The organism is Paenibacillus sp. FSL R5-0744, assembly GCF_037972555.1.
Lineage (GTDB): Bacteria > Bacillota > Bacilli > Paenibacillales > Paenibacillaceae > Paenibacillus_AQ.
Genome location: NZ_CP150228.1, coordinates 4,420,864 through 4,446,631, shown reverse-complemented (window position 1 = coordinate 4,446,631; position 25,768 = coordinate 4,420,864). Strand labels below are relative to the sequence as shown.

Annotated in this window: 22 protein-coding genes; 20 read left to right on the top strand and 2 right to left on the bottom strand. The window is 42.8% G+C overall.

Features of this window, described 5'->3' with window-relative positions; translation table 11 throughout:
* Window positions 1–110: 110 nt before the first annotated feature.
* From MKY19_RS19655 to MKY19_RS19605, 11 genes are all read left to right on the top strand, one after another.
* Window positions 111–1,115 (top strand): Gfo/Idh/MocA family oxidoreductase, encoded by a 1,005-nt coding sequence (locus MKY19_RS19655; protein WP_339242327.1) that lies wholly within the window; start codon window positions 111–113, stop codon window positions 1,113–1,115.
* A 30-nt stretch (window positions 1,116–1,145) separates the two neighbouring features.
* Window positions 1,146–2,063 carry a helix-turn-helix domain-containing protein gene (locus MKY19_RS19650; RefSeq protein WP_231573306.1) on the top strand — a complete coding sequence of 306 codons (918 nt, stop codon included), beginning with the start codon at window positions 1,146–1,148 and terminating at the stop codon, window positions 2,061–2,063.
* A gap of 17 nt (window positions 2,064–2,080) precedes the next feature.
* Entirely contained in the window at window positions 2,081–3,163 is a 1,083-nt protein-coding gene (locus MKY19_RS19645; protein ID WP_339265868.1) for a Gfo/Idh/MocA family oxidoreductase, read from the top strand.
* 140 nt (window positions 3,164–3,303) lie between these two features.
* Complete coding sequence (locus tag MKY19_RS19640) at window positions 3,304–4,008, top strand: response regulator transcription factor (protein WP_339265866.1); 705 nt, start codon at window positions 3,304–3,306, stop codon at window positions 4,006–4,008.
* A 3-nt stretch (window positions 4,009–4,011) separates the two neighbouring features.
* Window positions 4,012–5,394: a HAMP domain-containing sensor histidine kinase gene (locus MKY19_RS19635; protein ID WP_339797085.1), complete on the top strand. Its 1,383-nt coding sequence runs from the start codon at window positions 4,012–4,014 to the stop codon at window positions 5,392–5,394.
* A 93-nt stretch (window positions 5,395–5,487) separates the two neighbouring features.
* Window positions 5,488–6,000 (top strand): hypothetical protein, encoded by a 513-nt coding sequence (locus MKY19_RS19630; RefSeq protein WP_339265862.1) that lies wholly within the window; start codon window positions 5,488–5,490, stop codon window positions 5,998–6,000.
* Window positions 6,001–6,149: 149 nt separating this feature from the next.
* Window positions 6,150–7,271, top strand: a complete 1,122-nt coding sequence (locus MKY19_RS19625) for an FtsW/RodA/SpoVE family cell cycle protein (protein ID WP_339265861.1) — start codon at window positions 6,150–6,152, stop codon at window positions 7,269–7,271.
* A 30-nt stretch (window positions 7,272–7,301) separates the two neighbouring features.
* Window positions 7,302–8,321, top strand: a complete 1,020-nt coding sequence (locus MKY19_RS19620) for an LCP family protein (RefSeq protein WP_339797082.1) — start codon at window positions 7,302–7,304, stop codon at window positions 8,319–8,321.
* 177 nt (window positions 8,322–8,498) lie between these two features.
* The gene (locus MKY19_RS19615) at window positions 8,499–9,674 is read left to right on the top strand and encodes an MFS transporter (RefSeq protein WP_339797079.1); all 1,176 of its coding nucleotides are present in this window, start codon (window positions 8,499–8,501) and stop codon (window positions 9,672–9,674) included.
* 221 nt (window positions 9,675–9,895) lie between these two features.
* On the top strand, window positions 9,896–13,072 hold the full coding sequence (locus MKY19_RS19610) for a GNAT family N-acetyltransferase (protein WP_339797077.1): 3,177 nt from the start codon (window positions 9,896–9,898) through the stop codon (window positions 13,070–13,072).
* Window positions 13,059–13,934, top strand: coding sequence for a TatD family hydrolase (locus MKY19_RS19605; RefSeq protein WP_042189698.1), 876 nt, complete (start codon window positions 13,059–13,061; stop codon window positions 13,932–13,934). Before MKY19_RS19610 ends, MKY19_RS19605 begins: the two co-directional genes overlap by 14 nt.
* A gap of 134 nt (window positions 13,935–14,068) precedes the next feature.
* Here MKY19_RS19605 and MKY19_RS19600 read toward each other — a convergent pair whose 3' ends face one another.
* Window positions 14,069–14,623, bottom strand: coding sequence for an XRE family transcriptional regulator (locus tag MKY19_RS19600; RefSeq protein ID WP_339797074.1), 555 nt, complete (start codon window positions 14,621–14,623; stop codon window positions 14,069–14,071).
* Window positions 14,624–14,747: 124 nt separating this feature from the next.
* On the opposite strand from MKY19_RS19600, the gene MKY19_RS19595 reads away from it, so the two are divergent.
* The 3 genes from MKY19_RS19595 to MKY19_RS19585 all read left to right on the top strand — a co-directional run bounded on the left by MKY19_RS19595 (window position 14,748) and on the right by MKY19_RS19585 (window position 17,740).
* Window positions 14,748–15,329, top strand: coding sequence for a LysE family transporter (locus MKY19_RS19595; protein ID WP_339265852.1), 582 nt, complete (start codon window positions 14,748–14,750; stop codon window positions 15,327–15,329).
* Between the two features lie 118 nt (window positions 15,330–15,447).
* A complete protein-coding gene (locus tag MKY19_RS19590) occupies window positions 15,448–16,848 on the top strand; it encodes an ADP-ribosylglycohydrolase family protein (protein ID WP_339797070.1) in 1,401 nt (466 codons plus the stop codon).
* A gap of 73 nt (window positions 16,849–16,921) precedes the next feature.
* Window positions 16,922–17,740, top strand: a complete 819-nt coding sequence (locus MKY19_RS19585) for a CAP domain-containing protein (RefSeq protein WP_339797068.1) — start codon at window positions 16,922–16,924, stop codon at window positions 17,738–17,740.
* 136 nt (window positions 17,741–17,876) lie between these two features.
* On the opposite strand, the gene MKY19_RS19580 is transcribed toward MKY19_RS19585, so the two are convergent.
* Window positions 17,877–18,155 carry a hypothetical protein gene (locus tag MKY19_RS19580; protein ID WP_339797065.1) on the bottom strand — a complete coding sequence of 93 codons (279 nt, stop codon included), beginning with the start codon at window positions 18,153–18,155 and terminating at the stop codon, window positions 17,877–17,879.
* Window positions 18,156–18,237: 82 nt separating this feature from the next.
* Between MKY19_RS19580 and MKY19_RS19575 the strand changes: the two genes are divergently transcribed.
* The 6 genes from MKY19_RS19575 to MKY19_RS19550 all read left to right on the top strand — a co-directional run bounded on the left by MKY19_RS19575 (window position 18,238) and on the right by MKY19_RS19550 (window position 25,746).
* Entirely contained in the window at window positions 18,238–19,815 is a 1,578-nt protein-coding gene (locus MKY19_RS19575; RefSeq protein ID WP_339797062.1) for a spore germination protein, read from the top strand.
* Complete coding sequence (locus MKY19_RS19570; protein ID WP_339797060.1) at window positions 19,805–20,986, top strand: Ger(x)C family spore germination protein; 1,182 nt, start codon at window positions 19,805–19,807, stop codon at window positions 20,984–20,986. Before MKY19_RS19575 ends, MKY19_RS19570 begins: the two co-directional genes overlap by 11 nt.
* 33 nt (window positions 20,987–21,019) lie before the next feature.
* Window positions 21,020–22,126 carry an endospore germination permease gene (locus MKY19_RS19565; RefSeq protein ID WP_339265841.1) on the top strand — a complete coding sequence of 369 codons (1,107 nt, stop codon included), beginning with the start codon at window positions 21,020–21,022 and terminating at the stop codon, window positions 22,124–22,126.
* Window positions 22,127–22,218: 92 nt separating this feature from the next.
* A complete protein-coding gene (locus MKY19_RS19560) occupies window positions 22,219–22,644 on the top strand; it encodes a MarR family transcriptional regulator (RefSeq protein WP_042189684.1) in 426 nt (141 codons plus the stop codon).
* A 149-nt stretch (window positions 22,645–22,793) separates the two neighbouring features.
* Window positions 22,794–24,179 (top strand): MFS transporter, encoded by a 1,386-nt coding sequence (locus MKY19_RS19555; RefSeq protein WP_339797056.1) that lies wholly within the window; start codon window positions 22,794–22,796, stop codon window positions 24,177–24,179.
* A 166-nt stretch (window positions 24,180–24,345) separates the two neighbouring features.
* Entirely contained in the window at window positions 24,346–25,746 is a 1,401-nt protein-coding gene (locus tag MKY19_RS19550) for an MFS transporter (RefSeq protein WP_339797054.1), read from the top strand.
* Window positions 25,747–25,768 lie beyond the last annotated feature (22 nt).

Here is a 25,768-nt window from a genome sequence, read left to right as displayed (position 1 = left end):
GTCGTAATATTATATATTAGATGTCGCATTTTCCTACTAATAAAGGGTTTTATTCTGTGATATTTTATTAGTAGATGTCAGAATAACATATATACGGGAGGCACAAGCAAATGACGATTAGAATTGGTAAGATTAGCTATTGGCATGTACATGCTTGGGACTATACGAAGCAAGCTCAAGAACATGAGGATACTGTATTGGCTGCAGTTTGGGATGAAGATGCAGAGCGTGGGAAAAAAGCTGCCGAAAGCTTAAATGTTCCTTTTTTCGAATCACTGGATGACCTGCTTGCGCAAGAGGATATAGATGCCGTCATAGTAGATGCGCCGACCAATGTGCACAGAGATGTAATTGTTGCTGCGGCTAAAGCGGGCAAACATATTTTTACGGAAAAAGTAATTGCCCCCACACATAAAGAAGTTGAAGAGATCATAAGCGCAGTGGAAGAGAACGAGGTGAAGCTGACCGTATCCTTGCCACGTCTAAATGATGGATACGCATTAACGATTCAAGAGGTTCTAAGTCAAGAACTGCTCGGAGAGATTACTTACGTTAGAGTTCGCTTATCTCATAATGGGGCTACAGAAAACTGGCTTCCCGATCATTTCTATAGCTTGGAACAATGTGGTGGCGGAGCTTTGATTGATCTAGGCTGTCATCCTATGTATTTGACGAAGCTTTTCTTAGGTCAAGATGTGACCGGTGTAAATGCTAATTTTGGTTATGTAACGGGCAAGGAAGTAGAAGATAATGCAGTGGTAACATTATTTACGGATTCAGGAGCAATTGGTGTGGTCGAGGCTGGTTTCGTGAATAGTCATTCGCCGTTTACCATCGAGGTACATGGAACCGAGGGGACTCTTCTTTACGGAACACCAGAGGATAAGCTTCTTCTTAGAAGTAACAAATCCGCTGACAAAGAGGAAGGATGGAAAGAAGTAGCGCTACATGCTAATCGTGAAAGCGCATTCCATCAGTGGGTTAATCATATCCAAAAGGATACTTTCGCCACCGAGAATGTTCAAATTGCTGTGGAGCTTACGAGATTAATGGAGGCGGCGAATCGTTCTGCTAAAGAAGCTCGTATGATTCGGTTAGCAGATCTAGACGCTTAACCGGTCTCCACCTGTTAGGAGGATTTAACATTGAGTAACTTTCCCTATGAGATGATGTTTGAGAAGCATGATATGCTCGAAAGATTGGATATTTCAATCCAATGGGGACATTACGAGATAACAGTTCTTAGATTTCATTTGACATCTTTTCCGCCGGGAAGAGTCATAGATTTCCATAATCATTCTGAATTCGAATTTCATTTTATTCCAAGAGGAAAGGGAGAAGTGACTCTTGGCGATTTAAAATACCCCTTGTCTGAGGGAATGTTTTATTTAACCGGACCGGGTGTCATGCACCGCCAAGAGGCGGATCCAGATGATTCTATGGAAGAACTGTGTCTACATGTGGACATCAAAGAGAAGATCAGAGAGGAGGTTGATCCTTGGGAGGTTGCGGAGGCTGAGACCTGTGTTCAGAAGCTAAAACAGCTACCACTAGTTCCAGCGCAAGATTATCACAGCGCTATGAAATGTTTTCTTGAAGCCTATGAAGCTTGTGAAGGTAAACTAACGGGATATTACACTTCCATTAAACATCTCGTAATCAGCATTTTATTAAAGGCAGTAAGAGCGTATGATGCAGGTGGAATTCGAACAGAAGCACCTGTTAGAGATATGTCAACTTATCGGTACCAATACGCCATTCAATATATGGAAGCTAATTATTCAGGAGCTGTTACCTTGGAGAATGTTGCTGAAAAGCTGAATATTAGTTCAAGGCAGCTGCAGCGAGTGTTTAAACAAGTTAACGCCGATCAATCTTTCAGTAGGGCGCTTGAGGATATAAGGTTGAAAGCGGTCTGCCGTAAGCTTGAAGAAAGCAATTGTCCGATCGAACAAATCGCTCAAACGGAAGGGTTTACGAATGCTACATATTTGCATATTGTCTTCCGCAAGCGGTTAGGCATGACTCCAGCAACTTATCGAAATACAAAACAAACTAATTAGAAGTGAGGGTGAAAGATATGAGTAAAGTGTTTCGCGTAGGAATTATTGGATGTGGTGGAATTGCGAATGGCAAGCATCTTCCAAGTTTGAGCAAGCAAAGTAAAGTGGAAATCGTAGCTTTTTGTGACATTATTAAAGAACGTGCTGATGAAGCAGCGGAGAAATACGGTACTAGCGAAGCTACTGTATATACGGATTACACAGAACTATTGAAAGATCATTCGATTGATATTATTCATGTGCTTACACCGAATGATGCTCATGCAGAAATTTCAATTGCAGCCCTTGAAGCAGGAAAACATGTTATGTGCGAAAAACCAATGGCCAAGACGGCAGCAGATGCCAAACGAATGGTGGAAGCAGCGAAACGTACAGGCAAGAAACTAACCATTGGATATGACAACCGCTACAGAGAAGACAGCTTATATTTGAAAAAAGCATGTGAGTCCGGGGAGCTTGGTCATATCTATTTTGCAAAAGCACATGCCATCAGACGGAGAGCGGTACCGACATGGGGAGTATTCCTCGATGAAGAGAAGCAAGGTGGAGGACCTCTGATCGATATCGGAACCCATGCGCTGGATCTAACGCTGTGGATGATGGATAACTATAAACCAAAAGTCGTGCTGGGCACTAAATATCACGAACTGTCTCAAAAAGAAGAGGCTGCCAACGCTTGGGGACCTTGGGACCCTAAAAAGTTCACCGTAGAGGACTCAGCCTTTGGGATGGTCGTAATGGAGAATGGCGCCACAATTATGCTGGAAGCGAGCTGGGCACTCAATTCTCTGGATGTGCATGAAGCGAAATGCAGCTTGAGCGGGACTGAAGCAGGCGCAGATATGAAGGACGGACTTAGAATTAATGGAGAGAAATTCAGCAAGCTGTACACCAATAAAATTGAGCTTGGGGCAGGCGGCGTTGCTTACTATGAAGGAAAAGCAGAAAGTGCACCTGACATCGAATTAAGAAAGTGGATCGAGGCTATTGAACAGGATAAAGACCCGGTTGTAACACCTGAACAGGCTTATGTTGTTTCGCAAATATTAGAAGCGATTTATGAATCTGCACAAACGGGTAAGGCTGTGTATTTGGATTAGATTTTTGACAAGCATAGCGATATAGAGTAATATCCACTTGTGATTTAATTACAGGGATCTGAGACAAGACTCTCTCTTTACTGGGAGAGTTTTTTTGTTTTTTTTGCATGTTTGAATACTGGGTTATAGGGGTGAAGAGCATGAACACTGTAGAACGCAATCAAGTACTTATTGTGGAAGATGACGATAATATTAGACGGTTTATAGCTATCAATTTAACGAATAATGGGTTTGTGGTTAGTGAGGCTGCTTGTGGAGAAGCAGCATTGCAGAGCTTTGAGACGAACCGGCCAGACGTTATTGTTCTGGACATCATGTTGCCGGATTTAAATGGGTTTGAGATCTGCCGGAAGCTAAGAGAGCAGGATCCTGGGGTCATTATCATTTTTTTAACAGCACGAGGACAAGATCTGGATAAAATCAATGGCCTTGAAATGGGTGCCGACGATTACATTGTGAAACCTTTTAATCCATTAGAACTGGTGGCACGGATCAAAGCGATAGTGCGTCGTACAGAAACAGCTTTAAAACCGCAGAAAACTATCCTTCAAGCTGGACCGATTCGCCTGGATTTGAACTCGAACAAGATGTTTAAGCACGATGACATTATTGAATTAACCCCGAAGGAATTCCAGTTGATGAAGACCTTTTTAGAGCATCCGGATACAGCACTATCTAGGAATGAATTAATGAACCTGGTCTGGGGTGAGGATTTTATTGGTGATCCGAAGACAGTAGATGTTCACGTGCGTAAGCTAAGAGAGAAGATTGAAGAGGATGCCTCTAACCCGCATTGGATTGAGACTGTATGGGGGCTCGGATACCGCTTTAGAAAGGATGGTTGAAGAATGGGTATTCAGAAAAGATTAGTAGGAAGCTATTTTGTAGTGATCTGTCTTACTGTGCTCATTCTTGAGATTATTCTTAATTTATCTGTACGTTATTATTATTTTCATAATATAGAGCAAACCCTGATGAATCAAGCAGAACTGTCGGCTTCTTTTTATCAGCAATATTTTAGCGACGAGGATTTAGAGGCACAATCGGATAGGTTGTTAAAGGGCTTTGCCAGCCATTCCGATGCACAGGTACAGATTATTAATGCTGAAGGTCGGCTGTTGCAGGATTCTAATGGAATCCAAGGCGATTTTACGATGACAGATAATATGGATATGCAAGCAGCCATACAAGGGCAGCCTGACAGTTGGAAGGGTGAGGACCCTGTAACGGAGGAAGCTATTTTTACGGTGTCGTATCCTTTACAAGCCAAAGGTAACATCGTCGGGGAAGTGAGGTTTATTACCTCCTTACTGGAAACGATACATACAGTAAATCAAATTGCGGTTTTGCTGATCGGGGTAGGTTTGCTCGTGATTGGTATTGTCACCTTGCTTGGATTATTACTATCTTGGACCATAACCAGATCCATTAAAGATCTGAAACAGGCAGCAGACCAAATGTCCGAAGGAGATTTCAGCATAAGAGTACAAAAGCGTTATCAAGACGAGCTTGGTTCCTTGGCAGATACATTGAATATGATGGCCAGTCGAATCTCGAAAAGTGAACAGCTTAAGAATGATTTTATCGCATCCGTATCCCATGAACTGCGTACGCCATTGACCTCGATCAAAGGCTGGGTAATCACCTTGAAGGCGGGTGGGGAGAGTAACCAGGCTCTGTTTCATGATGGGCTAGATATCATTGAATCTGAAAGTGACAGGTTAACTCATATGGTGGATGAATTATTGGATTTCTCCAAATTGGATAACGGAAGAATCGCAATTCACCTCACAACTGTGGATCTAACAGAGCTGTTGCAGCATATTGGCAGACAACTCACCCCTAGAGCAACCAGACAAGGCATCTTGTTCGAAGTGAAAATAGAAGAGAATCTGCCTGTCATTCAAGCTGACGAGAATCGTGTGAAGCAAGTCATGATTAATCTCATTGATAATTCGCTCAAATTCACTAGTTCCTCAGGTCGAATTCTTATTACTGCCCATACGGTTCCAGGGAAAGTTGTAATTACGGTTGAGGATACTGGGTCAGGCATCGCAGAAGCGGATTTAGAGAATGTGCGGCGAAAATTCTACAAAGGGGATCAACAGGCGTCAGGCAGCGGTTTGGGACTGTCCATCTCGGAACAGATTATTACGTTGCATCATGGCGAGCTGCGTATAAGCAGTACTTTAGGTAAGGGGACGATTGTCCAATTTGACTTGCCGATATAAATAGAGCTCAAATTTAACTATTTCATAACCACTTTCATCTCTTTCACAGATAAAATACTATATATGCGGACAAGCGAGGAGTCGATGATCCAAATGCCGAGCAAATTCATAAAGATAGGTGCTATGTTAACAACGATACTTTTGCTCGGAGGATGCGGAGTGCCGGCGACACCAGGAGAGCTGATTAAGCCTCCATCATCAGAAGCAAGCCTGCAGCGAGACAAAACGAGCCAGGAATTTATCAAATGGCTTCCCGACAAAGCTCAATTGATAACTCCGTTGGATGGACAAGAGGATAATGCTATCTCCTTTGGGGATATGGATGGAGACGGAATCGATGAAGCGGTAGTTGTATATGAGTACAGCAAAAACAAAGGTTCTTCTATAAAAGCAATGCTGCTTAGGCAGGAAAATGAAGCGTGGCAAAAGATTTCGGAGGTTGAGGGGTTTGGGTATGGCTTGGATTATGCCGAATTCTATGATGTCGATGATGATGGCCATAACGAGCTCGCGCTGGGCTGGTCATTGGGCGAGGCAGGGAACGGGCTGGATATTTATACGCTGAGTGAAGATAAATTAAAGCTGTTATCGAAGAAGGCGTATTAGGACAAATTTGATCTGAGATAATCATACCACTTTATAATCCGCTGCACTTCAGCTTCATCTTGAGACAAGATGTATTAGTGCTCAGGCGGATTATTTATGATGCTCATTTTACAACAAGAAAAATACAGAAATTAAATAGAGGTTGTATCATGTTTCTCACCACCAAAATTGCAAAGCTGGACAGATCCGTACTGTTTCTCGTAACATGCCTAGTTGGTATTGGTACTGTTGCTATTTATGGCGCGACTACGGATACACGGTTAGATGGTCTTTACATCAGTTCGTTGTATTTATTTGCTTTATTTTGCATACCCATGTTATTCATCGCATTGGTAGATTATAAGATTCTATTAGGCTGGTTAGCGTATCTCTTTTATAGCGTGGGTATTGGTCTACTTGTGCTAGTTAAGTTGGTTGGGGAGAACCTCAATGGTGCCGTGCGTTGGTTAAGTATTGGAAGCTTTCAGCTCCAGCCCTCCGAGCTGGCTAAAATATGTACGGTGCTGCTCATTGCTCATCTATTGGGTAAACGAGAAGGACAGCAGCTTCGCTTTTTTCAAGATTTAGTGCCGGTTTGTTTCGTTTTTTTTATTCCTTTTATTTTGATCATGGATCAACCCGATTTGGGTACAGCGCTCGTTTTTGCGGGCATATTGCTTAGTATGCTTTGGATAGGTAACATCCGTGCTCTATATATGATCTTGATCCTCGGTGTGGTGATCATTTCGATTGGCACGATACTATGGCTCTATTATGCCAACTTCGATTTGTTATCCAAGATTGTCGAGCCCCATCAATTGTCACGAATTCAGGCTTTTTTGGACCCGCAGAGTGATCCCGATAAATCTTGGCATGTCAAAAATGCAATGATAGCCATTGGCTCCGGTGGATTATCTGGTAGTGAAGGTATTTTTTTGCGAAAAGGATATATTCCATACGCGTATTCCGATTCGATCTATGTAGTCATCGGTGCAAAATACGGTTTTATAGGTTCATCCATTTTGCTGATGCTATATTTATTGCTCGTCTATCGAATGATCTTTATCGCACTCGAAAGCAGGGACCGTGCAGGGGCATATGTTGTCACCGGGTTTATCGCCATGATTATCTTTCAAGTTTCTGTTAACCTTGGAATGCATCTTGGATTGCTGCCCCTGACAGGGATATCCTTGCCGTTTATTAGTTATGGAGGTAGCTCGTTACTTACTAATATGATTGCGATTGGCATAGTGCTAAGTGTGAAAGTCCATAAGGATGAAAGCACGGATTGAAAAAGCTACTGGAACTGAGTGGAGGGAATTATGACTAACAAACGCAAGTGGACAACAACTCGTAAAATTCTGACGAGCATTGGACTTGTCTTAGGCGCAACGATTATCGGAATTGGAGTATATGCAGGGTATTTATACAAAAAGACGGATAACGCGATAGAGCGCATGGCTGCTCCAGTCAACGTCCAGCCAACCGCTGCCCCAGAGGAAAAAAAGGAAACGGTATCGGTTGAACCTATGATTTTTCTGCTTGCCGGAGTAGATAGTCGGGACGGTGGTGGTGGGGTAATGAATACGGATGTTCTAATGCTTGTCAGCTTCAATCCTGACTCAAAGTCGACGAGTTTCTTATCTATACCGAGGGATTTGTTGCTAAAACCTAAATCGTTGCCCTCTCGCAAAGCTAATTATTATTATGCTTACCATTACATAAAAGATAAAACTGAAGCTATCCCTAATACAAAAGAGTTTTTCAGCAATTTACTAGGTCTGCCAATTGATCACATGGTTGTGGTGAATTTTGATGTGCTGAAGGAGACGGTGGACTTGCTTGGCGGGCTAACCATTGATGTCGATATGGATATGAAATATATCGATTCGGCAGATGGAACGAACATCGACTTAAAGAAGGGCTTGCAGAAGCTGGATGGCAAACATGTGCTTGATTTTGTGCGTTACCGCAAATCGAATCAAGGAACGGCTGAATCCTCCGATTTTCAGCGCAATGATCGACAGCAGCAAGTAATTAAGCAGATTCTGGATAAGCTAGGGAATTTCCAAGGCGTGTCCCAATGGGGGAATGTATTGGACATCATCGGTGAAAATGTGAAGACAGATATTCCACAAGCAGATCTCCAGCAATGGTTGTTGAACTTCCCTAAACTCAAACCAGATCATATCAATTCCTTACATGTGGAATCTCTTTGGAAGAGTCCATACGTGTATGTGAATAAAGAGGATCTTAAACAAGCACTTACTACTCTGAGTACGGAAGCGGGTGTTAGCTCCGAAAGTTCATTGCACCTGGAGAATATTGGAACGGTAGATTGAAAGACTATCACTTAAACTGCTCTTAGGAGCAGTTTTTTTGTGTTCTACTAATAATCCCGATAACCAGTAAAGTTATCCGTCAACGGGTAGAGGCCTGACTTCCAAGCATAGTACCATGAACACAGCGATTATAAATCGTATATTGTTTAGGTTTAATTGAGAGGAGAAGGGGATTTCATGAAATACAGACTGGGTATTATGTTTCTAATCGTACTTACAGGGATGATATCGATAGCTGCATTTAATCCGATTATTGGACCGCTTGCTCGGAATTTGGGACTTAGTGATTTTCAATCAGGATGTTTGGTATCGGTAGCGGGACTTTGCTGGCTGCTCGGAGGATATTTCTGGGAAAAACAAACATTCATGAGCCGAAAATGGCTGCTCGCTTCGATTATGTTCGTCTACATGGCAACACTAGTCATTTTTGCACTGCTGGCTGATTATGCAGTACATGCTGAGAGTAAAACAAGCCTATTTTGGAGTTTCTTTATACTTCGCGCAATCGCCGGCTTTTTCTTTGGAGGTATTCCGGCATTAGCACAAGCTTATGTTATGGGCTGGAGTACAAAAGAGACCCGTACTCAGGGAATGGCATTATTCGGTGCAGCCAATGGACTTGGCTTCGTAGTAGGACCTGCAATGAGCGGAGGAATGGCTTCGATGGGACTCACCTCACCAATGTACGCCGCAGCCATATTATTATTCACCTTGGCTATATTATTTCTAGTGTTTATTCCTAAAGAAAAGAATATCGAGATCGAACGGCAGGCGATTTCACTTTCACCCAATGACAAACGGATACGCCTCTATTTATGGATTGGACTATTGCTATCGTTTGCTCTGAATATCGTGCAGGTTACTATCGGATTTTTTGTGCAAGACAGCCTTGGATACAGTACCCAGCAAGCCACACAGCTAATTGGAACAGGTCTGGCTATCTCGGGAATAATGGTGGTGCTCTCGCAAATTGTGATCAGCAAATATCTCAAATGGCATCCTAAAAAGGTGCTGCTCGTAGGGCTATTATTTGTGGCTTTGGGTCTGCTAGGCTTGTTATTGTTTATCAGATTTGCTTATGTGGACTTTACATTCTTGGGAATTGGCATCGGCTTTACATTGCTTGGCTACAGTGCGGGTGCTTCAATGGCGGTTCAAGACCATGAGCAAAGAAGTGTTGCTTCCTTTATTGCGGCCCTGCAAGGTGGCGGATCATTCATAGGTCCAGTTATAGGCACAGCTTTATACACCGCGAATATGGCACTTCCTTATTCTTTCTGCGTGTTGTTGATTGGTATTGTAGGTATCGCGAATTTGAAAAACAGATCAACGGATCATGTGGAGAGTTGTTAAATAGAAATGCTGCTCATAGAGTAGATTCTAAGCTGTCGAGGGAGTCTCGACAGCTTTTTTAGTCTGCAGATTTCTGCTGGCAGTGGCTTTATGTAGAAAATAAGGAGAAAGAGTTTTTTACCTCGTAACAGCCTTCCAATTAATAGTATAATAAGAACTCGTAGGAGTTATTTGAATAAAGTTGTATACATACTCTATTTAAGGAAGAAGGAGCTGAGAACATGACTGTTAAGACTACAGCGGAACAAATCCGCATTATAGAATATGATCCTTCTTACGCTAAGGCGGTTGCAGAAATGTGGAACCGTAGCAACGAAAGCTGGGGTGGAGGCACCAATCAGAGAACAGAGGATACAGTACGCCGCGAGATGGAAATCTCGTCCAATCTGAATGTGTTTCTCGCCGTTGATGGTGAGGAAGTGGTTGGCTTCTGCAGTTTTGCCCATTACCGTCAAGACGAAGGAGCTTTGTATGTTCCGCTGTTGAATGTACGACCTGATTATCACGGATACAAGGTAGGTCGTAATCTGATTTTGAACGCTGTTCGCACAACAATTGAAGCGGGCTGGCCACGTCTTGATCTGTTTACTTGGGCAGGCAATACGAAGGCCGTACCGATGTATAAGAAATGTGGATTCTTTTGGGAAAAAAATGAGGATTACGTTCATCTGATGAACTTTATTCCGACGGTTCTGCAAACGGAAGCACTCGCTCCTTATTTAGAACAGCTGGATTGGTATGCAGATAGTACCCGTGAACTGCCCATTCAGCCGGATGGTCGCCGGGAGCGTGGTTTTGATTTCTTCGATTACACTTGGCAAAAGGGCGAACTCTCCTTACGTGCAGAATTCGAGAAGACCGGTCGCGGCCTGACGGCTCTTGATACACCTGACTATGAAATCTCCACGGAGATTGACGATCACGATCTCGTATTCGGTTCCACCTACAAGATTCGCTATCACATCAAGAATCGTTCGGCGTCTGAACTGGCTATTGAGATCAAAGGCCAAAATGACAAAAATATTCGTTTTGCCTTGTCTGCTGCACCAACACTCGCGCCAGGAGAAACACTTATCGTAGAAGGTGAGTTCGAGCTTGATCCGATTCGTGAAGAGCAAAACGACAAGAAGACTCACCCCGTGGTTATGAGCAAATGGATTATCGGTGGCAAGCGCGCTGAGTTCCGCATAGGTGTTGCTCCTAAATTCCCGCTGAAAATGATGATGGAGTTGCCAAAGCGTGAGCTGTATCCGGGTCTTCCCGCTGAGCTATATTTGAATGTTGAGAATAATTTTGCAGCGGAAGCGGAATTTTCTTTTGATTTGCCAGAGGAAGAATTTTTGACGTGGGCGGATAGGACAGTAAGCTTCTCGGTTCCAGCTAAAAGTAAGGCTTCCATCCGAGTACCCTTTACCCTAAATTCATATGGCCTTTATTCACGGGATATTGAGGTGACGGCCGTTCCGGTTGGAGAGAAGGCAGTGTCCTTCATCAGCAAATTATCTGTGCTAATGAAAGGAACACATGGCCGCTTTGGTGGGGAAAACGGGGATCAGTGGGTGGCTGTAAACGGCGCCTATTCCGTACATCTTAATAATAACGACAATGGGATGTGGATTGAATATCCCGGATCGAGCCATAATTTCTGGTTAACCCATCCGAAGTTAGGTAAACCATTCGCCGAAGAATTCTCGAAGAAACAGGCTAAAGAAGTAAAGATCTATTCCGAAGGAGAGGGCCAAGTTCTAGAGACCCTTTATGAATCGGATGAATTCCCGGGTCTGGAGATAAAAAGAGTGGCTAAGCTCTTTGCAAACGGAATCGCTGAGTTTTATAGCGAGGTACGCAATACTAGTAACCAAACGTTGGAAGAGGATATGTATCTGCTAACGAATTTCGGATTTTTTGGCAAACGGCTCATCCTGCCTTATCAGGGGCATTACGTAGATATGGGCGATGCTTATTCGGGTGATCCGAGTTATTGGGACAGCGCTCAAATTACGGAAAATTGGTTGTTTAGCAAGGAAGAAAATGTCACATGCGGCGTTTGCTGGGACCCTTCGCTGAAGCTGCTTCGTCCGGAGTATCCACTTGGACTGGAGCATAATCTTGGTCAAATCTCTGCTGGAGATGTTGTACGAACAAAGACGCTGGTGTTCGCTTTAAACACCTTCCTGAAGTGGTCGGATTTCCGCACCTTTGCACGGAAGCAGCTGGATCCGATCACACCGGTGTTGGATGATCATCTTGAATTAACGCTCGGCGGTGGAAATCCGTTTGCGGCGGGGGCCCTTCATGCGGAGTTCATCGAACGAAAGATGACTCCGCTTAATGGAAGCCTCGAGTTATATGTACAAACGGATAGAGGAGAGGAGCAGAAAGTCGCTGAGATGGATCTGCAAAGAGAGCAGAATCTGCACTCCGCGGGCTTTGAGCTCTCGCCTGAGGAAGCGGAATCTTCTTCAGAACACAGCCAATCAGGACAGAAGGTTCGAGTCGTCTATCGTGGAGAGGATCGTATTCAAGAGCGAGCAGGCCTCTGGTTCCCTCAAACGGAAACAGCAGCCGTTGTCTGTGGCACAGAAGAGGGACCAGCGGGTCCTATTTACACTGTGAGCAACGGAGTTCTTTCTATTGCAGCTGCTCCTGATTTCGGCAGTGTTGTGCATTCCCTGAAGTACCATGGAGAAGAATGGCTGGATAGCTCCTATCCGGAAGCAGCACCACGTTCCTGGTGGAATCCTTGGCATGGTGGTCTCGGTGTAGGTATTTCAGGCATAGGTGGTTTTAGTCGCTTGGAGGAGCCTAGAAGCGCAGCTTGGACCGAGCAAATGGATGTTCAGGGCAATGTATGGAAAGGATTACGTATCACTACTTCGATCGAGAAGCAGGAAAAGAACCGAGGGATTGTTGTTAATCAGCATTACCTTATGCTCCCCGGTGTCCCTGTGCTCTGTGTGTTGCATTCGGTGACCAATGACAGCGGAATGACCCTGCCGAATTATTCGTTGTCGGAGGAGAATTATATCAAACCTTCGCCAGTCTATGCCGAAGGACGGATGGAATTCTCCAAGGAGGGCAAGTTCTTATTAGGAACGGTTGAAACCTATCTTGAGGCCAAGGGACTATTGCGAATTGGTGCATCTTCGCGTAAGGATATGCTGCATATGGTGAGCAGTCACCCGAATCAGAGTGCCTCGGTGTATGTGAACAATAAGGTATTTAATCACGGGGTGCATCATCATCTTCCGCTTCTTAATGGAGAAACCGTTTGGACACAGCCGTCCTTCCTGATCATGGGAGAACTCGCTCTGAATTCAGAGGATGTCCGCAGTCTTTTGAAGCTGACCTTTGCTAGACCTACTGACGAAAAGGAGATCTCAAATGCCGATCATTGATATTCACATTCACCTGTCGGACATCGACAGCTTTCATCAAACAGCACTGGATCTCTCCAAAGTCGATTACACTGCTGCCGGGCTCAAAGCGGAGTTTGATAAGAACGACGTTATTCTGGGCATTGGAATGGGGGTATCGGAACAGACGAAGGGAGCTTTCCCTGACTCTACTTCCCCTAATCCAATGGGCCTTGACTTGGAAGACACTGTGCCGCCTTTCTTAATGGAGTGCGTGGGGATCAATCCGAATATGCTCGGAGGAAAGGATGCTCAGGAGGAACTGGATCGAATTGAGGCACGGCTGCAAGCGCCCGAGGTAGCTGGTATTAAGCTCTATGCCGGGTACTATCATCATTACGTTTATGACAAAATCTATTCACCGATCTATGAGCTGGCAGCCAAGTACGGCACGCCTGTCGTCATTCATACCGGTGATACGTACTCGATGAATGGATTGCTAAAGTATGCACATCCACTTACCGTAGACGAATTAGCGTTTCAACGACGTGATGTGAATTTCATGATCTGCCATCTTGGCGATCCGTGGGTAATGGATGCCGCCGAAGTGGTGGCCAAAAATCCAAACGTCTATGCCGATTTGTCCGGTCTTGTGGTCGGTGATCGGCCTCATTTTGAACGGTTCATGAATGAACCTCTGTTCATGGATCATTTTCGCCGGGCGCTGGTGTATTCCGACCACTATGAGAAAATGTTGTTCGGCACGGATTGGCCACTCGCTCCTATTGACCTGTATGCGGAATTTGTCCGCCGACTTGTCCCTGAGCAGCACCACGAAAAAGTATTTTACGAGAATGCCTTCGCCTTATTTCCACGCATCCAGCAGCGGATTGCGGCGCTCTAAGCATTACGAACAAGCCATCCTTTAGTTCTTCTAAAGGATGGCTTGTTTTTTTTGTAAAAGGGATATTAACTCATCTAGCAACCCTATCATAGAGAACGTGATCCCAAGGCTCAAGTGCCTTGGGATTTTTTTTGCTAAGAGGGGTAGTATAAAATCATGCTTAACCGGGTTATTGTTTGCCCTGGATTATGATATACATGGGGTTTGTCTGCGAGGAATGAGATAGAATCACCTGATTTCAAGAGGTATTCATTGTTATTGACACGGAAAGACAATTCTCCGTCAAACACGGTGATTAATTCTTCGGTACCTTCCATATGAGAATTGGCATCAAGGTATCCACCCTTGTCTATCTCTACGGTATAACCTTCAAACCGTTTACTTTCTTCAAATGGAAAAGATAGATACACTCGATATTTTCCGTTATCTTCAAGCAGTGGCTGAATGTCACTTCTTAAGATTATTCTTGTGTCGGGCTTTGGGTAATCTATCAGCGCAGAAAATGAAATTTTTAAGCCATTGGCGATTTTCCAAAGGGTTGTAATGGTTGGTGTCGATTCGCCTCTTTCGATTTGACCAATCATTGTTTTGCTGACGCCTGTTAATTCCGCAACCTTTTCCAGGCTTAACTCTTTACTTTTTCTTATCTTTTTTATATTTTCCGCAATAATTAGATTTATTTCTTCCACTATAATTACTCCTGTCTCCATTTACTTTATAACGATCGTGATATACAATAAAACGCACGAATGTACGTTATAACGTCTGATAAATACATTATAGCATACAAGTTGGAAGGGGAGATATAATTTAGTGTTTGTTTCTTTGTTTTTATATGCATTTGTTGCAAGTTTTACTCCGGGACCCAATAACATTATGGCAATGACTTTTGCAAACCAAGTTGGGCTGAAAAAAACAATGAAATTTTGTTTAGGAGTGGGTACAGGATTTTTTATAATCATATTGTTATGCTCCTACTTTAATCTACTTTTGAATAATCTTCTTCCACAAATCAAATCTATTATGGCTGTAATAGGCGGAGTCTACATGCTGTATTTAGCAGTTAAAATGATTACAAGTAAACAACCAGAAAGTGATGCAGCTGGAGATAAACACAATAGCTTTATTGCGGGAATGCTTTTACAATTTATCAATCCAAAAGGGATATTATATGGGATCACAGTTACATCAACATTTATCTTTACCTATCCTTCTTCTTCTTTTAGATTATTGAGTTATTCTTTAATTCTTGCTTTCATCGGTTATATGGGCACTTTTTGTTGGTGTTTGTGTGGTTCTCTTTTCAAAAAAATGATATCTAAATATAGAAGTCAATTTAATGTATTGATGGGACTGTTGTTAGTGTATTGTGCAGTTTCGATAGTATTGGGATGAAGGATTATTAAGGGAAAAGCAATATTCGACCAATACTTTTTTGTCTAGTTATTTTTTACTACTAAAGCTTATGATATTGATGTATTGTGGATAGATACGAGGACAAAGGAGATGCAATATGCTACCATCACTCACATTTCTTAAACTTCAATTAGAGGGTGTTCTGCGTAATAAATTCGAGCAGGGGCATCAAACCTCCGGTTATTTAGCTAAGTTGGAAAAGCTCCCTGCAAGCTACGATGCCTATCTAGAATTCGCCCATAGCTTGGCTGTCATTCCAATGAGGGACAACTGGCCTTACTATGAGCCAAACGATTTAGATGAGATATGGCGGGAATGTGATCCGGCTCGACCTCTAGGTCAGGTCGGGATTTTGAATCTGAAGGATAGCTCAAAGCGTGTAGAGGCAGGTTTCCTTGCTTCAGTCTGTGGCTCAATGCTAGGCAAACCGATAGAGGTAAACCCCAGCTTGTTGGAAATACGTCAAGCGTTAACTTCTGTAGGGGAATGGCCACTGAATGATTACATTTCTGAAGAAACTCTCCATGCGCTGGATCGTCGTCATTGGTCTTGGTTTGAGACGACACGGGGGCGAATTCGTTATGTGGCACCTGATGATGATATCAATTACACATTAATGGGAATGATGGTGCTAGAACAATTCGGTGATGGTTTTTCGAAAAGGAATTTAAGAGATTTATGGTTAAATCATATTCCGCTAAGTACAACTTGGGGTCCGGAAAGAGCTATTTTGATGCTATCAGGCATTAGCTATTTGGAACATGATAAGGAACTATTCAATCATTCCGAAATAGAGGCTTGGCCTGATTTTATGGTGCAAGGTACGGAACTATGCGGTGCGGCGATTCGTGCAGATGCTTACGGATATGCCTGTCCTGGTCAACCTGCTCTGGCTGCTGAGCTAGCTTGGCGGGATGCAAGTTTTACTCATCGCCGGACCGGCATTTACTCCACGATGTTCATTGCTGCTGCGATTGCTGTTGCTCACGTGCAGCGCGATCCCATTGAAATAATCAATACGGCTCTGCAATTCGTCCCTAAAAGAAGCCGATTCTACGAGATTACTAAAGATTGCCTTGAGATGGTAGCGAATGCAGATGACTGGCTGGAAGCGTATCAGAGCATTAACCATAAGTATGCGAATTATTGTCACTGTGATGTTTATCAGGAAATAGGCACCTTAATTAATACCCTGCGATTTGCAGACAATGTTGGTGATGGAATATGCAAGCAGGTGATGCAAGGAAACGATACGGATAGCTTTGGAGCAACGGCGGGCTCTCTGCTTGGGGTTTATTTCGGTCCTGATCACTTGGAATCAAGGTGGCTTAAACCTTTTCAAGATCGGATTCATACGGGGCTTTCTAATTTTCATGAGCAAAGTCTTTCTTGTTTAGCGGAACGGATGGGGCGTTTACCAGAGCTGCTGCAAACCGGTCGTTATCAAGTTCAGCCTAGTGAGCTCTATGTGAGCAAGAATACGGATCTCGATACATAATAGGCTTACAAAAAGTCCACAGCAACAAATGTTGCTGGTGGATTTTTTTGCTTTTTATTTTTTTGAATTAGAGATGAATAATTCAATCGTGCTTTACAAAAACTTTATTCGATTAAGTCACTACTTTGCCAAATCAGGAGGGGTCGTTATTAAACCATTTATCGTAATAGTAGCGCTATTGCTCGTTACAGCTTGTTCGGGTAATCAATCTGCCAACAACCAAATGACTACTCAACAAACGAAGGTTGGACATCATGCTGGCAAAACAGCTACAACAACAACCTTAACTCAAGCGTCTTCTATTTCCACAGAGAATGCTGGGAAATCAGCGATTAATGCTAAACAAGTACCCGGCGATGTAACGAAATGGCTGGATGGGTTTATCCGCACTACTCCACCTACAGGTGGTACAACAGGGGATCAAACCACTTATCCGCAAACTTCCGCTAAGCCACAGTATTCTGCTAATCCGCAACAATCGGCCAATCCACAATATTCTGCTAACCCGCAAACCTCCACCAATGCATCGGCATCTGTGCAGAAAGTATTGGAACTGGTAAACAAAGAAAGAACAAACGCAGGCTTGAAACCCCTTAGTTTGAATAGTGAGCTGTCGAAAATGGCTTTGGCTAAAGCGCAGGATATGTCCGATAACAATTATTTTGACCATCAGTCACCAACCTACGGATCTCCGTTCGACATGATGAAGGCATTTGGGATCTCCTATAATACAGCAGGTGAAAATATCGCCAAAGGCCAGTCGAGTCCGGAAGAAGTAATGAATCAATGGATGAATAGCCCTGGACACCGTGCCAACATCCTGAATAGTTCCTTTACTGAAATTGGAATAGGTTACTACAACAGTGAGTGGGTTCAAGAATTTATTGGTTAGTGTGATCAGCAATCTAAACGTCACATATTAAAAGCTAATTTTAAAACCCATGTCATCAGACATGGGTTTTATTTTTATAGAGGAGGGTAGTTAATTCCACATATGGCTGGAAGATCGAAAACGATGTTGATGATCACTATTTCGTCTGGGTTTTGTCGATATGCTCGGAGGGTTGACCTTGCGATGATGGAGATTGCTGTGGCAGCCATTTTTGTGCCAGTGGCCACATTAAATAAGTTATTGTGCCTACAATCAAGAAATTAAAGATAATGAGTTCTGAGGTACTCATGACGCGAAAAGAAGCCATTAGATTACGAAATGTTTCTTGTATGCTAAAGAGTGAAATGAAGTCAAGCAGAAAGATCAGTGCTATTACTAAGATTAATAAGAGTATAGTTACGACGAATATTTTCATACTACTTCCCTGCCTTCATTGTTAATATTCCAATAATATTTGCTGTTAATGGGTAGAATAATCACGCAAAGAGCAGCAAATAATGGAGAGAAAGGTGAAGGGCATGGCAGAGGATGGCAATGCGAGTAGCAAAAGTACTGGAAGCAATCCACAATGGACCGTCCCTTCAATTCCGATTGATTCAACAGAATTAAGAGTCAATTTAGAGCAGATTCGCCAAAAGACAGGGAATAGTGGAGATATAATTATTCGTGAATTTACGATAGGGGGCTCGGAGGAGGAGCTTCAAGCCGCAATTATTTATGTGGATGGCATTGTTAACAATACAACCATTAATCAATTTGTCATGGAAGTCTTGCTGAACGTCATGCTGAGTAATGAACAAAGGACATTAAATGATCTGGTCCAAGTAATCACTGATAAAATTGTTCCAATAGGTGGTCTGAAGACACTTGTTCAATGGGATGAACTCTATGATGCTTTGTTGTGGGGGCAGACCATTTTATTAATTGATGGATCGAAAGAAGCACTAGCGATTGCTACATCGGGCGGTGAAGTCCGCGCTATAGATGAGCCCGGTACGGATACTTCTATTCGAGGATCTCGTGAAGGGTTTGTTGAAAGCTTAACGACAAATATTTCGATGGTTCGGCGTCGCATAAGAAATCCTAATTTATGGCTGGAATCGATGACATTAGGTCAAGTTACACATACCAGGATAGGGATCATGTACATAAATGGGATCGCGGATGATAGCATTGTTGAAGAGGCGAAGCGACGTCTCCGCAAGATCAAATTGGATAGCATTCTGGAATCAGGATATATTGAGAAAATGATAGAAGATCAGAGTTTTACTCCGTTTCCAACGGTCCTACCTACAGAACGCCCAGATACCGTCGCTGCTAATCTTTTAGAAGGAAAAATTGCAATTATGGTGGATGGAACCCCCTTTATGCTAATCATCCCAGCCGTTTTTAATCAATTCTTTCAAATTACAGAGGATTCTTATCATCGGTATGATATCAGTGTTGCATTGCGGCTGTTACGCATCGTAATGTTTATCATTTCGATGATTGGACCTTCTTTCTATATTGCAGCAACAACCTTTCACCAAGAAATGATACCAACGCAGTTAGTGATTTCGCTTGTTTCACAGCTAGAAGCAACGCCATTTACCGCGTTTGTTGAGGCGCTATTAATGGAGGTTATTTTTGAAATTCTGCGTGAAGCGGGTGTTCGTATGCCAAAAGCAATTGGATCAGCAGTATCCATCGTTGGAGCACTTGTCATTGGGCAGGCAGCTGTACAAGCAGGTTTAGTGTCAACGGCAATGGTTATTGTTGTTTCACTTACAGCTATCTCTAGTCTAGCGACGCCTGTTTTCTCAATTGCTGTATCCGCGAGATTGTTACGTTTTCTCCTCATGATCAGTGCAGCAACGTTCGGTTTCTTTGGAATGATTCTTACCTTGATTATGATCATTGCACATATGTGTAGTTTACGTTCATTTGGTGTACCTTACATGGCTCCTTATAGTCCAATGATGCATGTAAAGAATAGTCAGATTCATGCACCTTTACCGATTTGGATGAGACATTTGATTCCAAAATTGATGAAGAAGCCTACAACAGAGCAAGTGGGTGATCAAGATGGGACGTAGAATGGCACGGTTTTGTTTGTCGATGGTTATGATTGCTCTCCTTACGGGTTGCTGGGATAGTCGAGAGTTAACGGATATCGGTTTTGTGGTTGCGATGGCGATTGATAAAGGAGAAAAAAAGAACATTAGGGTTACGGTTCAGATCGTGAATCCTGTAAATGTCTCAAGTACACAAGGAGGAGGTAGCCCAATGCCTTTACCTCCAACCACATATTCAGCAGAAGGAAATAATGTATTTGATGCCACTCGCGTTCTCTCACAAAAACTTTCTAGGCAATTGCATTATGGTCATGCGATAGTTCTCTTGGTAGGTGAAGATTTAGCTACAACACAAGGGATAAAGAAGCTTTTTGACGGCATTGAGCGGGATAGTGAGTTTCGTCCTTCCGCTACAATGGTTATCGCGAGGGGAACGACGGGAGAAGAAATCATTAAACAACGAACGAGTCTCGATAATTCACCTGCCATTAAAATTAAGAAAATGGTAGCTGAAACCGAGAAAGCCTTTGGTGAAAATATTGATGAGAAAATATACCAAGTCATTCAAGCCATCGTCTCATCTGGTAAAGAACCTACGATTACTGGCATTCAACTCGATTCTACAAATAAAGAAGATAAATTAATGGCTAATGGGATTGCTACTTTTAAAGATGGAAAATTAATGAGGTGGTTAGACGGAAATGAAAGCCGTGGATTCTTATGGGTGTTAGGCAGAGTTAATTCGACATTGTTAACCATGGATTGGAATGGTCAGCCACATACAATCGGGATCGAGAATATACGAACCAAATCATCATTTCATTCAAGCTTTGATAAATCCGGTAAACCAATTATTGAGGTGAAGATTGGCGCGGATGCAAATATTGGTGAGGTTGATGTCCCAATTGATGTAACTAACCCGAAATTGTTCTTGCAAATTGAGCGCCTGTACATGCAAGCCGTTCATGATGAAGCGGTAGCCACGATTAAATTAATGCAACAGCAAAAGTCGGACATTTTTGGATTTGGAGAAGTGGTGCATCGTGATCACCCTAAGCAATGGAGAACGTTAAAGCGGGATTGGAACGATGTGACCTTTCCCACCATTGAAGTAAAAGTGAAAGTGGAGGCTTATTTGCGTAATACTGGGTTGCGTAATAGAACCATAATGGAAAGTATCGATAATAGCTGAAAAATGAATTGTTCATAGAGAGAAGGAGTGACGTTGGAAAAAGCAAAGATCAGTCCCCGTCAATTGCTTATTCTTGTATTGATGTTTGAAATCGTGAGCGCGATTATCTCCGGATTTGGTGCAGAAGCCAAGCAAGATGCATGGATCACCGCAGTCCTCGGAATGCTCGGGGGAATTTGTTTATTTCTAATCTATCATCGATTGTCTTTATTTTATCCGGATCTTCCGCTCACGGAATATGCGAAAAAAATATTAGGGCCCGTTGTGGGTCGTATCGTCGCCTTGTTATATGTCGTCTATTTCTTGTTTAATGGGAGTTTTGTAGTCCGTGAATTTGCCTCAATGGCTGTATCCTTTGTTTTTACACAGACTCCCTTTCTCGTTATTATTGCTTTGATGCTACTTTCGGTTATGTATGTCATTGGAAAAGGTATTGAGGTGTTGTCGAGGACAGCAGAGCTCTTTTTTTCTGTGTTACTTCTTGTTACTGTCACCGGTCTAAGCTCGATCCTTACCTCTGGGAATGTAAATCTTCAAAATTTAAGACCTGTACTCGAAGAGGGATGGTTAACCGTGCTGAAGCAATCGATTCCAAGCACCGTTGTATTTCCTTTTGGAGAGATTATAGTGTTCTTGATGTTGTTTCCCTATGTGAATAAACCGCAACAAGTGAAGAAAACAGTGATTACAGGATTATTGATCAGCGGATCTTTTATCGCGTTTGTTACGATGCTAAATGTGTCTGTCCTCGGTGCGGATCTATTTACAAGAACACAATACCCATTGCTGACAACCTCGGAGTTGATTGAGGGAAGAGCTTTACTAGAACGATTGGATGTATTGTTTCTCGTCACAGCTATTGTCGGTGGTTTTTTCCGGATCGGCATTTATTTATATGCGACGCTAATCGGTGCGGCAACATTGTTCGGTATTCCCTCCTATCGCAAATTAATGATCCCCGTGACTATGGTTATGTTTATTTGTTCCATTGCGATGGCAGGAAACTATGTAGAATTTATCTATACAGGATTACGTGTCGTCCGGTTCTATGTCCAGATTCCGATGCTGTTTATCATTCCACTAATACTTCTTGTGATGGGCTGGTTTCAAGAGAAGAAGAAGCTGAAATCTGCGAAATAAGGAGCTTATATTCTAGAGTTGCATTTATTAGCCTTTACAATTATACTCGTCATAGCAACTATAATCATGTCTATTATCTGGAGGCTATACCATTGGAATTAGAAAAATACATAGGCGTAATTGTACACCGGGCAGATTTAAAGCTGAATAACTATTATCAAAAAGTGGTAAATCCCTTTGATATTACGGTGGACCAATGGGAGATCCTCGTTATTCTTTGGGAGAGTGAAGGGATTACTCAAAAGGATATTGCTGAAAGACTATATAAAGATCAGACGAACATTGCGCGTATGCTCTTCAAGCTTGAAAAGAAAGGCTTTGTTCATCGTGTAACCCATGAGACGGATAGAAGATCTTTACGTGTATATCTAACCTCTAAAGGGCGTGAAATAAAAGATGAGATTCTTGCTCCCTCTCTTGAAGCGTATAGAAAGACCATTGAAGGGTTAACTGAGGAAGAGGTTGAAACCTTTAGAAGGCTACTTTCTGTCATTCATAATAATGTAAAGGATTTATAGTAGATTTTGTTTGTGAAAAGAGAAGCTCTTCACGCCAATTAGTTGCTATGACGATTATCGTCAAGACCATTTGTTTTGGATCGTTTTTTTTATTACTTAATACTTGCTATAGCAACTAATGCTTCGACAATTATAAGGAGGATACAAAGATGAGAAGAAGCAAAAATAAAATCGGGATTTTTGATGCCCAGTACAGAGCGTTGACTATCGGTATTATTCTGGTAGTCACAACAGTAGCATTTGAAGGATTGGGGGTTACGACGATTGCACCAAAGGTGGCGCAAAGTTTGAATGCGATCCATTATTATGGTTGGATTTTTAGTGCATTTCTTTTATCCCAAATCATTGGCACAATGGTCATTGGACAGCAGATTGATAAGAATGGTGTATATAAATCATTTGTAGTTTCTATTCTAATCTTTGTTACGGGTATCATCATTGCAGCAAATTCCTTCAATATTTACATGTTGATCGGCGGAAGAGCTTTTCAAGGTTTCGGAGCAGGTGCACTTTTAACTTGTGTATACTCCAGCATTACTTTAAGTTACCCTGACAGTCTAAGAACAAAAATACTTGCAGCTTTCTCTAGTGCTTATATTCTTCCAGCATTAATTGGTCCTTATATCGCAGGGCTTTTAGCCGAAAATCTTTCGTGGAGGTTTGTGTTCTGGCTTGTTCTACCGTTCATTGTTCTATCTGTATGCTTAACGCTCCCATTATTTCGTAAGTTACAAACTGAAAATAATAATACTTCAACGACGAAAAGAGGGACGTATAAAGAAATATATGCAATTTTATTAACATTAGGAACAGGGCTGCTATTAGCAGGATTAGGATTTTTACCTTCTTGGAAAGGGATTGTGTTTTCAATTGCAGGGGGCTTAATTATGATTCAACCTTTACGGAAACTGCTGCCTGAGGGTGCTTTAGTAGTTAAAAAAGGTTTGCCGGCAACCATTGTTACTAGAGGGCTGTTTGTTGCATGCTACTATGCTGTTGAAAGCTATGTTGTTCTAGCTCTAACAAATGTTAAAGGGTTATCGGCAGATATTGCGGGCTTAATCGTTGCTGCTGGGGCTATAAGTTGGTCAATAGCAGCGTGGATGCAATCCAAGCTTGATGAACAAGACCATGGGAGGGGCCGTAGACAACGGGTGACGATTGGCGTTGCTTTTATGATAGTCGGAGTTGCGCTGGTCATAACCGTGATAGGCATTTCAGGTAATGGAATTGTGCTCGCAGTGTTCTCACAAATACTTACCGGTTTTGGAATAGGGCTGGCACATCCAACCACGGGAGCTATTGCACTACAGCATGCCGAAGATGGCGATGCAGGTTCAATTTCAGCGAATATTCAATTTATTGATGCGTTTAGTCCTGCTCTTAGCATCGGATTAGGCGGTGCCCTAATTACCATTAGTGAATCCTTTGGATGGGGCGTAATGACAGGAATCCTCTTGGCCTTATCGATCCAGCTTCTTTTCGTAATTTTAAGCTTTATAGCTACTTTCCGAATTGCGAAGAAGGCAAGCTGAGGCAGATATAATATATGACTGTGAAAGCGAGGGGGAAGACAAGGTTGTACTGACTGTAGCCCATTTAAACATCTCATATCCCATCTTTATGGGATTGGTCCTGGCAATGGATCTACTTATAATTGTTAGTAATTCTTAGACAAATATGAGTGGGGACGGGATCAGCATGAATGTTGCAAAAAATACAGAGCTAGCGGGCACCCGCAGGCGGCGGTTGGGTATGATGGCGGCTATTTGTATGGGAGCTTTTATTTCCCATTTTACAGCCGGAATTATGAATGTATCGCTTCCTTTTTTTATAAATCATTTTCAGACGGAGCTTGCGAAGGGGTTATGGATCACAACAGGGTACCTACTAGTGATTACTGCGCTTCTCCCTGTGATGGGAAAACTGGGTGATCGTTATGGGTTTCGCCGCATTCATAATCTCGGATATGTGATTTTTACAGTTGGTTCGATCTTGGTCGCTTTTTCACCTAATCTGCCAATATTGCTTACGCTTAGAGTTGTGCAGGGCATAGGTGCTGCGATGTTCCAAGCAACGAATATTGCGCTCATCACCATCCATATGCCGAAAGAGAAAAGAGGACATGCACTCGGAATTCTGAGTACGGCTGTCGCACTGGGCGGGATGACAGGCCCTATTGCGGGAGGTTTGATTGCGGAGTGGCTTAGCTGGCAGTGGCTATTTTTGATCCATGTTCCTGTGGCAATTGTGGCTACAGCTATGGCTTACCGGTACATTCCGAGCCGTATGCAAGATCGTAAGTCGGGAACTGTCAGCATCGTGGGGGCTAGCTTGTTCATGGTATGGATCACCTTGCTTCTTCTCGTGATAACAAATGGGAGCAAGTGGGGGTGGGTGTCTACGCAGACGATGGCGAGTTTGATGGGGTTTATCCTGCTGTTGGTCACGTTTCTATTATGGGAACGGAGGCAAAAGACACCTTTTTTACCTCTTCGGGCGCTGAGAATTCCTTCTGTGGCGGGTGGCTTGATCGTTAGCTGTGCCTCTTTTATTCTTTCTAATACCTTGCTTGTCCTTATTCCATTTTATTTGATGGGAGCAGCGGTTCAGTTTTCGTCCTCCACGACCGGTTACATTATGGCGGCTTATCCCATTGCATTGGCCTTTGCAGGTCCTCTTGCAGGCTACTGGTCCGATCGTTATGGTTCTCGTCGGCTGATGCTTATGGGGCTGAGTGCTATGGGAGGCGGGTTCGTCCTGTTGCTAGTATTTTTAGAGAATATCCCGGTCTATGGAATCGCTGCGATTCTATGTCTTATTGGACTTGGGATGGGGCTCATTGCTTCTCCGAATAATAGCTATATTATGCAGCAGACGCCTAAGGAACACGTAGGTTCAATTGGAGGAATAATTGCCTTAACACGAAATGCGGGGATGGTGTTTGGCTCAGCACTTGGACTTGGGATGGTGAGTGGAGAGATAGGGCAGGAGAATCAGCTACAGGCGTTCAAAATGGTTTTTGGGATTAATATTTTCATTTGTATAGGCGTTATTATAATGATGGTTGTTATCAATAGACGGCCATTTAAATCTGCTTGATCTAAAAAAATGTGTGTGTAAT

What these genes read in the sequence shown, in the direction of transcription:
- MKY19_RS19620 (WP_339797082.1), top strand. Translation starts at nt 7,302, where the DNA reads ATGACTAACAAACGCAAGTGGACAACAACTCGTAAAATTCTGACGAGC.
- MKY19_RS19615 (WP_339797079.1), top strand. Translation starts at nt 8,499, where the DNA reads ATGAAATACAGACTGGGTATTATGTTTCTAATCGTACTTACAGGGATG.
- MKY19_RS19610 (WP_339797077.1), top strand. Translation starts at nt 9,896, where the DNA reads ATGACTGTTAAGACTACAGCGGAACAAATCCGCATTATAGAATATGAT.
- MKY19_RS19655 (WP_339242327.1), top strand. Translation starts at nt 111, where the DNA reads ATGACGATTAGAATTGGTAAGATTAGCTATTGGCATGTACATGCTTGG.
- MKY19_RS19570 (WP_339797060.1), top strand. Translation starts at nt 19,805, where the DNA reads ATGGGACGTAGAATGGCACGGTTTTGTTTGTCGATGGTTATGATTGCT.
- MKY19_RS19635 (WP_339797085.1), top strand. Translation starts at nt 4,012, where the DNA reads ATGGGTATTCAGAAAAGATTAGTAGGAAGCTATTTTGTAGTGATCTGT.
- MKY19_RS19555 (WP_339797056.1), top strand. Translation starts at nt 22,794, where the DNA reads ATGAGAAGAAGCAAAAATAAAATCGGGATTTTTGATGCCCAGTACAGA.
- MKY19_RS19580 (WP_339797065.1), bottom strand. Translation starts at nt 18,155, where the DNA reads ATGAAAATATTCGTCGTAACTATACTCTTATTAATCTTAGTAATAGCA.
- MKY19_RS19630 (WP_339265862.1), top strand. Translation starts at nt 5,488, where the DNA reads ATGCCGAGCAAATTCATAAAGATAGGTGCTATGTTAACAACGATACTT.
- MKY19_RS19590 (WP_339797070.1), top strand. Translation starts at nt 15,448, where the DNA reads ATGCTACCATCACTCACATTTCTTAAACTTCAATTAGAGGGTGTTCTG.
- MKY19_RS19585 (WP_339797068.1), top strand. Translation starts at nt 16,922, where the DNA reads ATGAATAATTCAATCGTGCTTTACAAAAACTTTATTCGATTAAGTCAC.
- MKY19_RS19640 (WP_339265866.1), top strand. Translation starts at nt 3,304, where the DNA reads ATGAACACTGTAGAACGCAATCAAGTACTTATTGTGGAAGATGACGAT.
- MKY19_RS19550 (WP_339797054.1), top strand. Translation starts at nt 24,346, where the DNA reads ATGAATGTTGCAAAAAATACAGAGCTAGCGGGCACCCGCAGGCGGCGG.
- MKY19_RS19575 (WP_339797062.1), top strand. Translation starts at nt 18,238, where the DNA reads ATGGAGAGAAAGGTGAAGGGCATGGCAGAGGATGGCAATGCGAGTAGC.
- MKY19_RS19605 (WP_042189698.1), top strand. Translation starts at nt 13,059, where the DNA reads ATGCCGATCATTGATATTCACATTCACCTGTCGGACATCGACAGCTTT.
- MKY19_RS19625 (WP_339265861.1), top strand. Translation starts at nt 6,150, where the DNA reads ATGTTTCTCACCACCAAAATTGCAAAGCTGGACAGATCCGTACTGTTT.
- MKY19_RS19645 (WP_339265868.1), top strand. Translation starts at nt 2,081, where the DNA reads ATGAGTAAAGTGTTTCGCGTAGGAATTATTGGATGTGGTGGAATTGCG.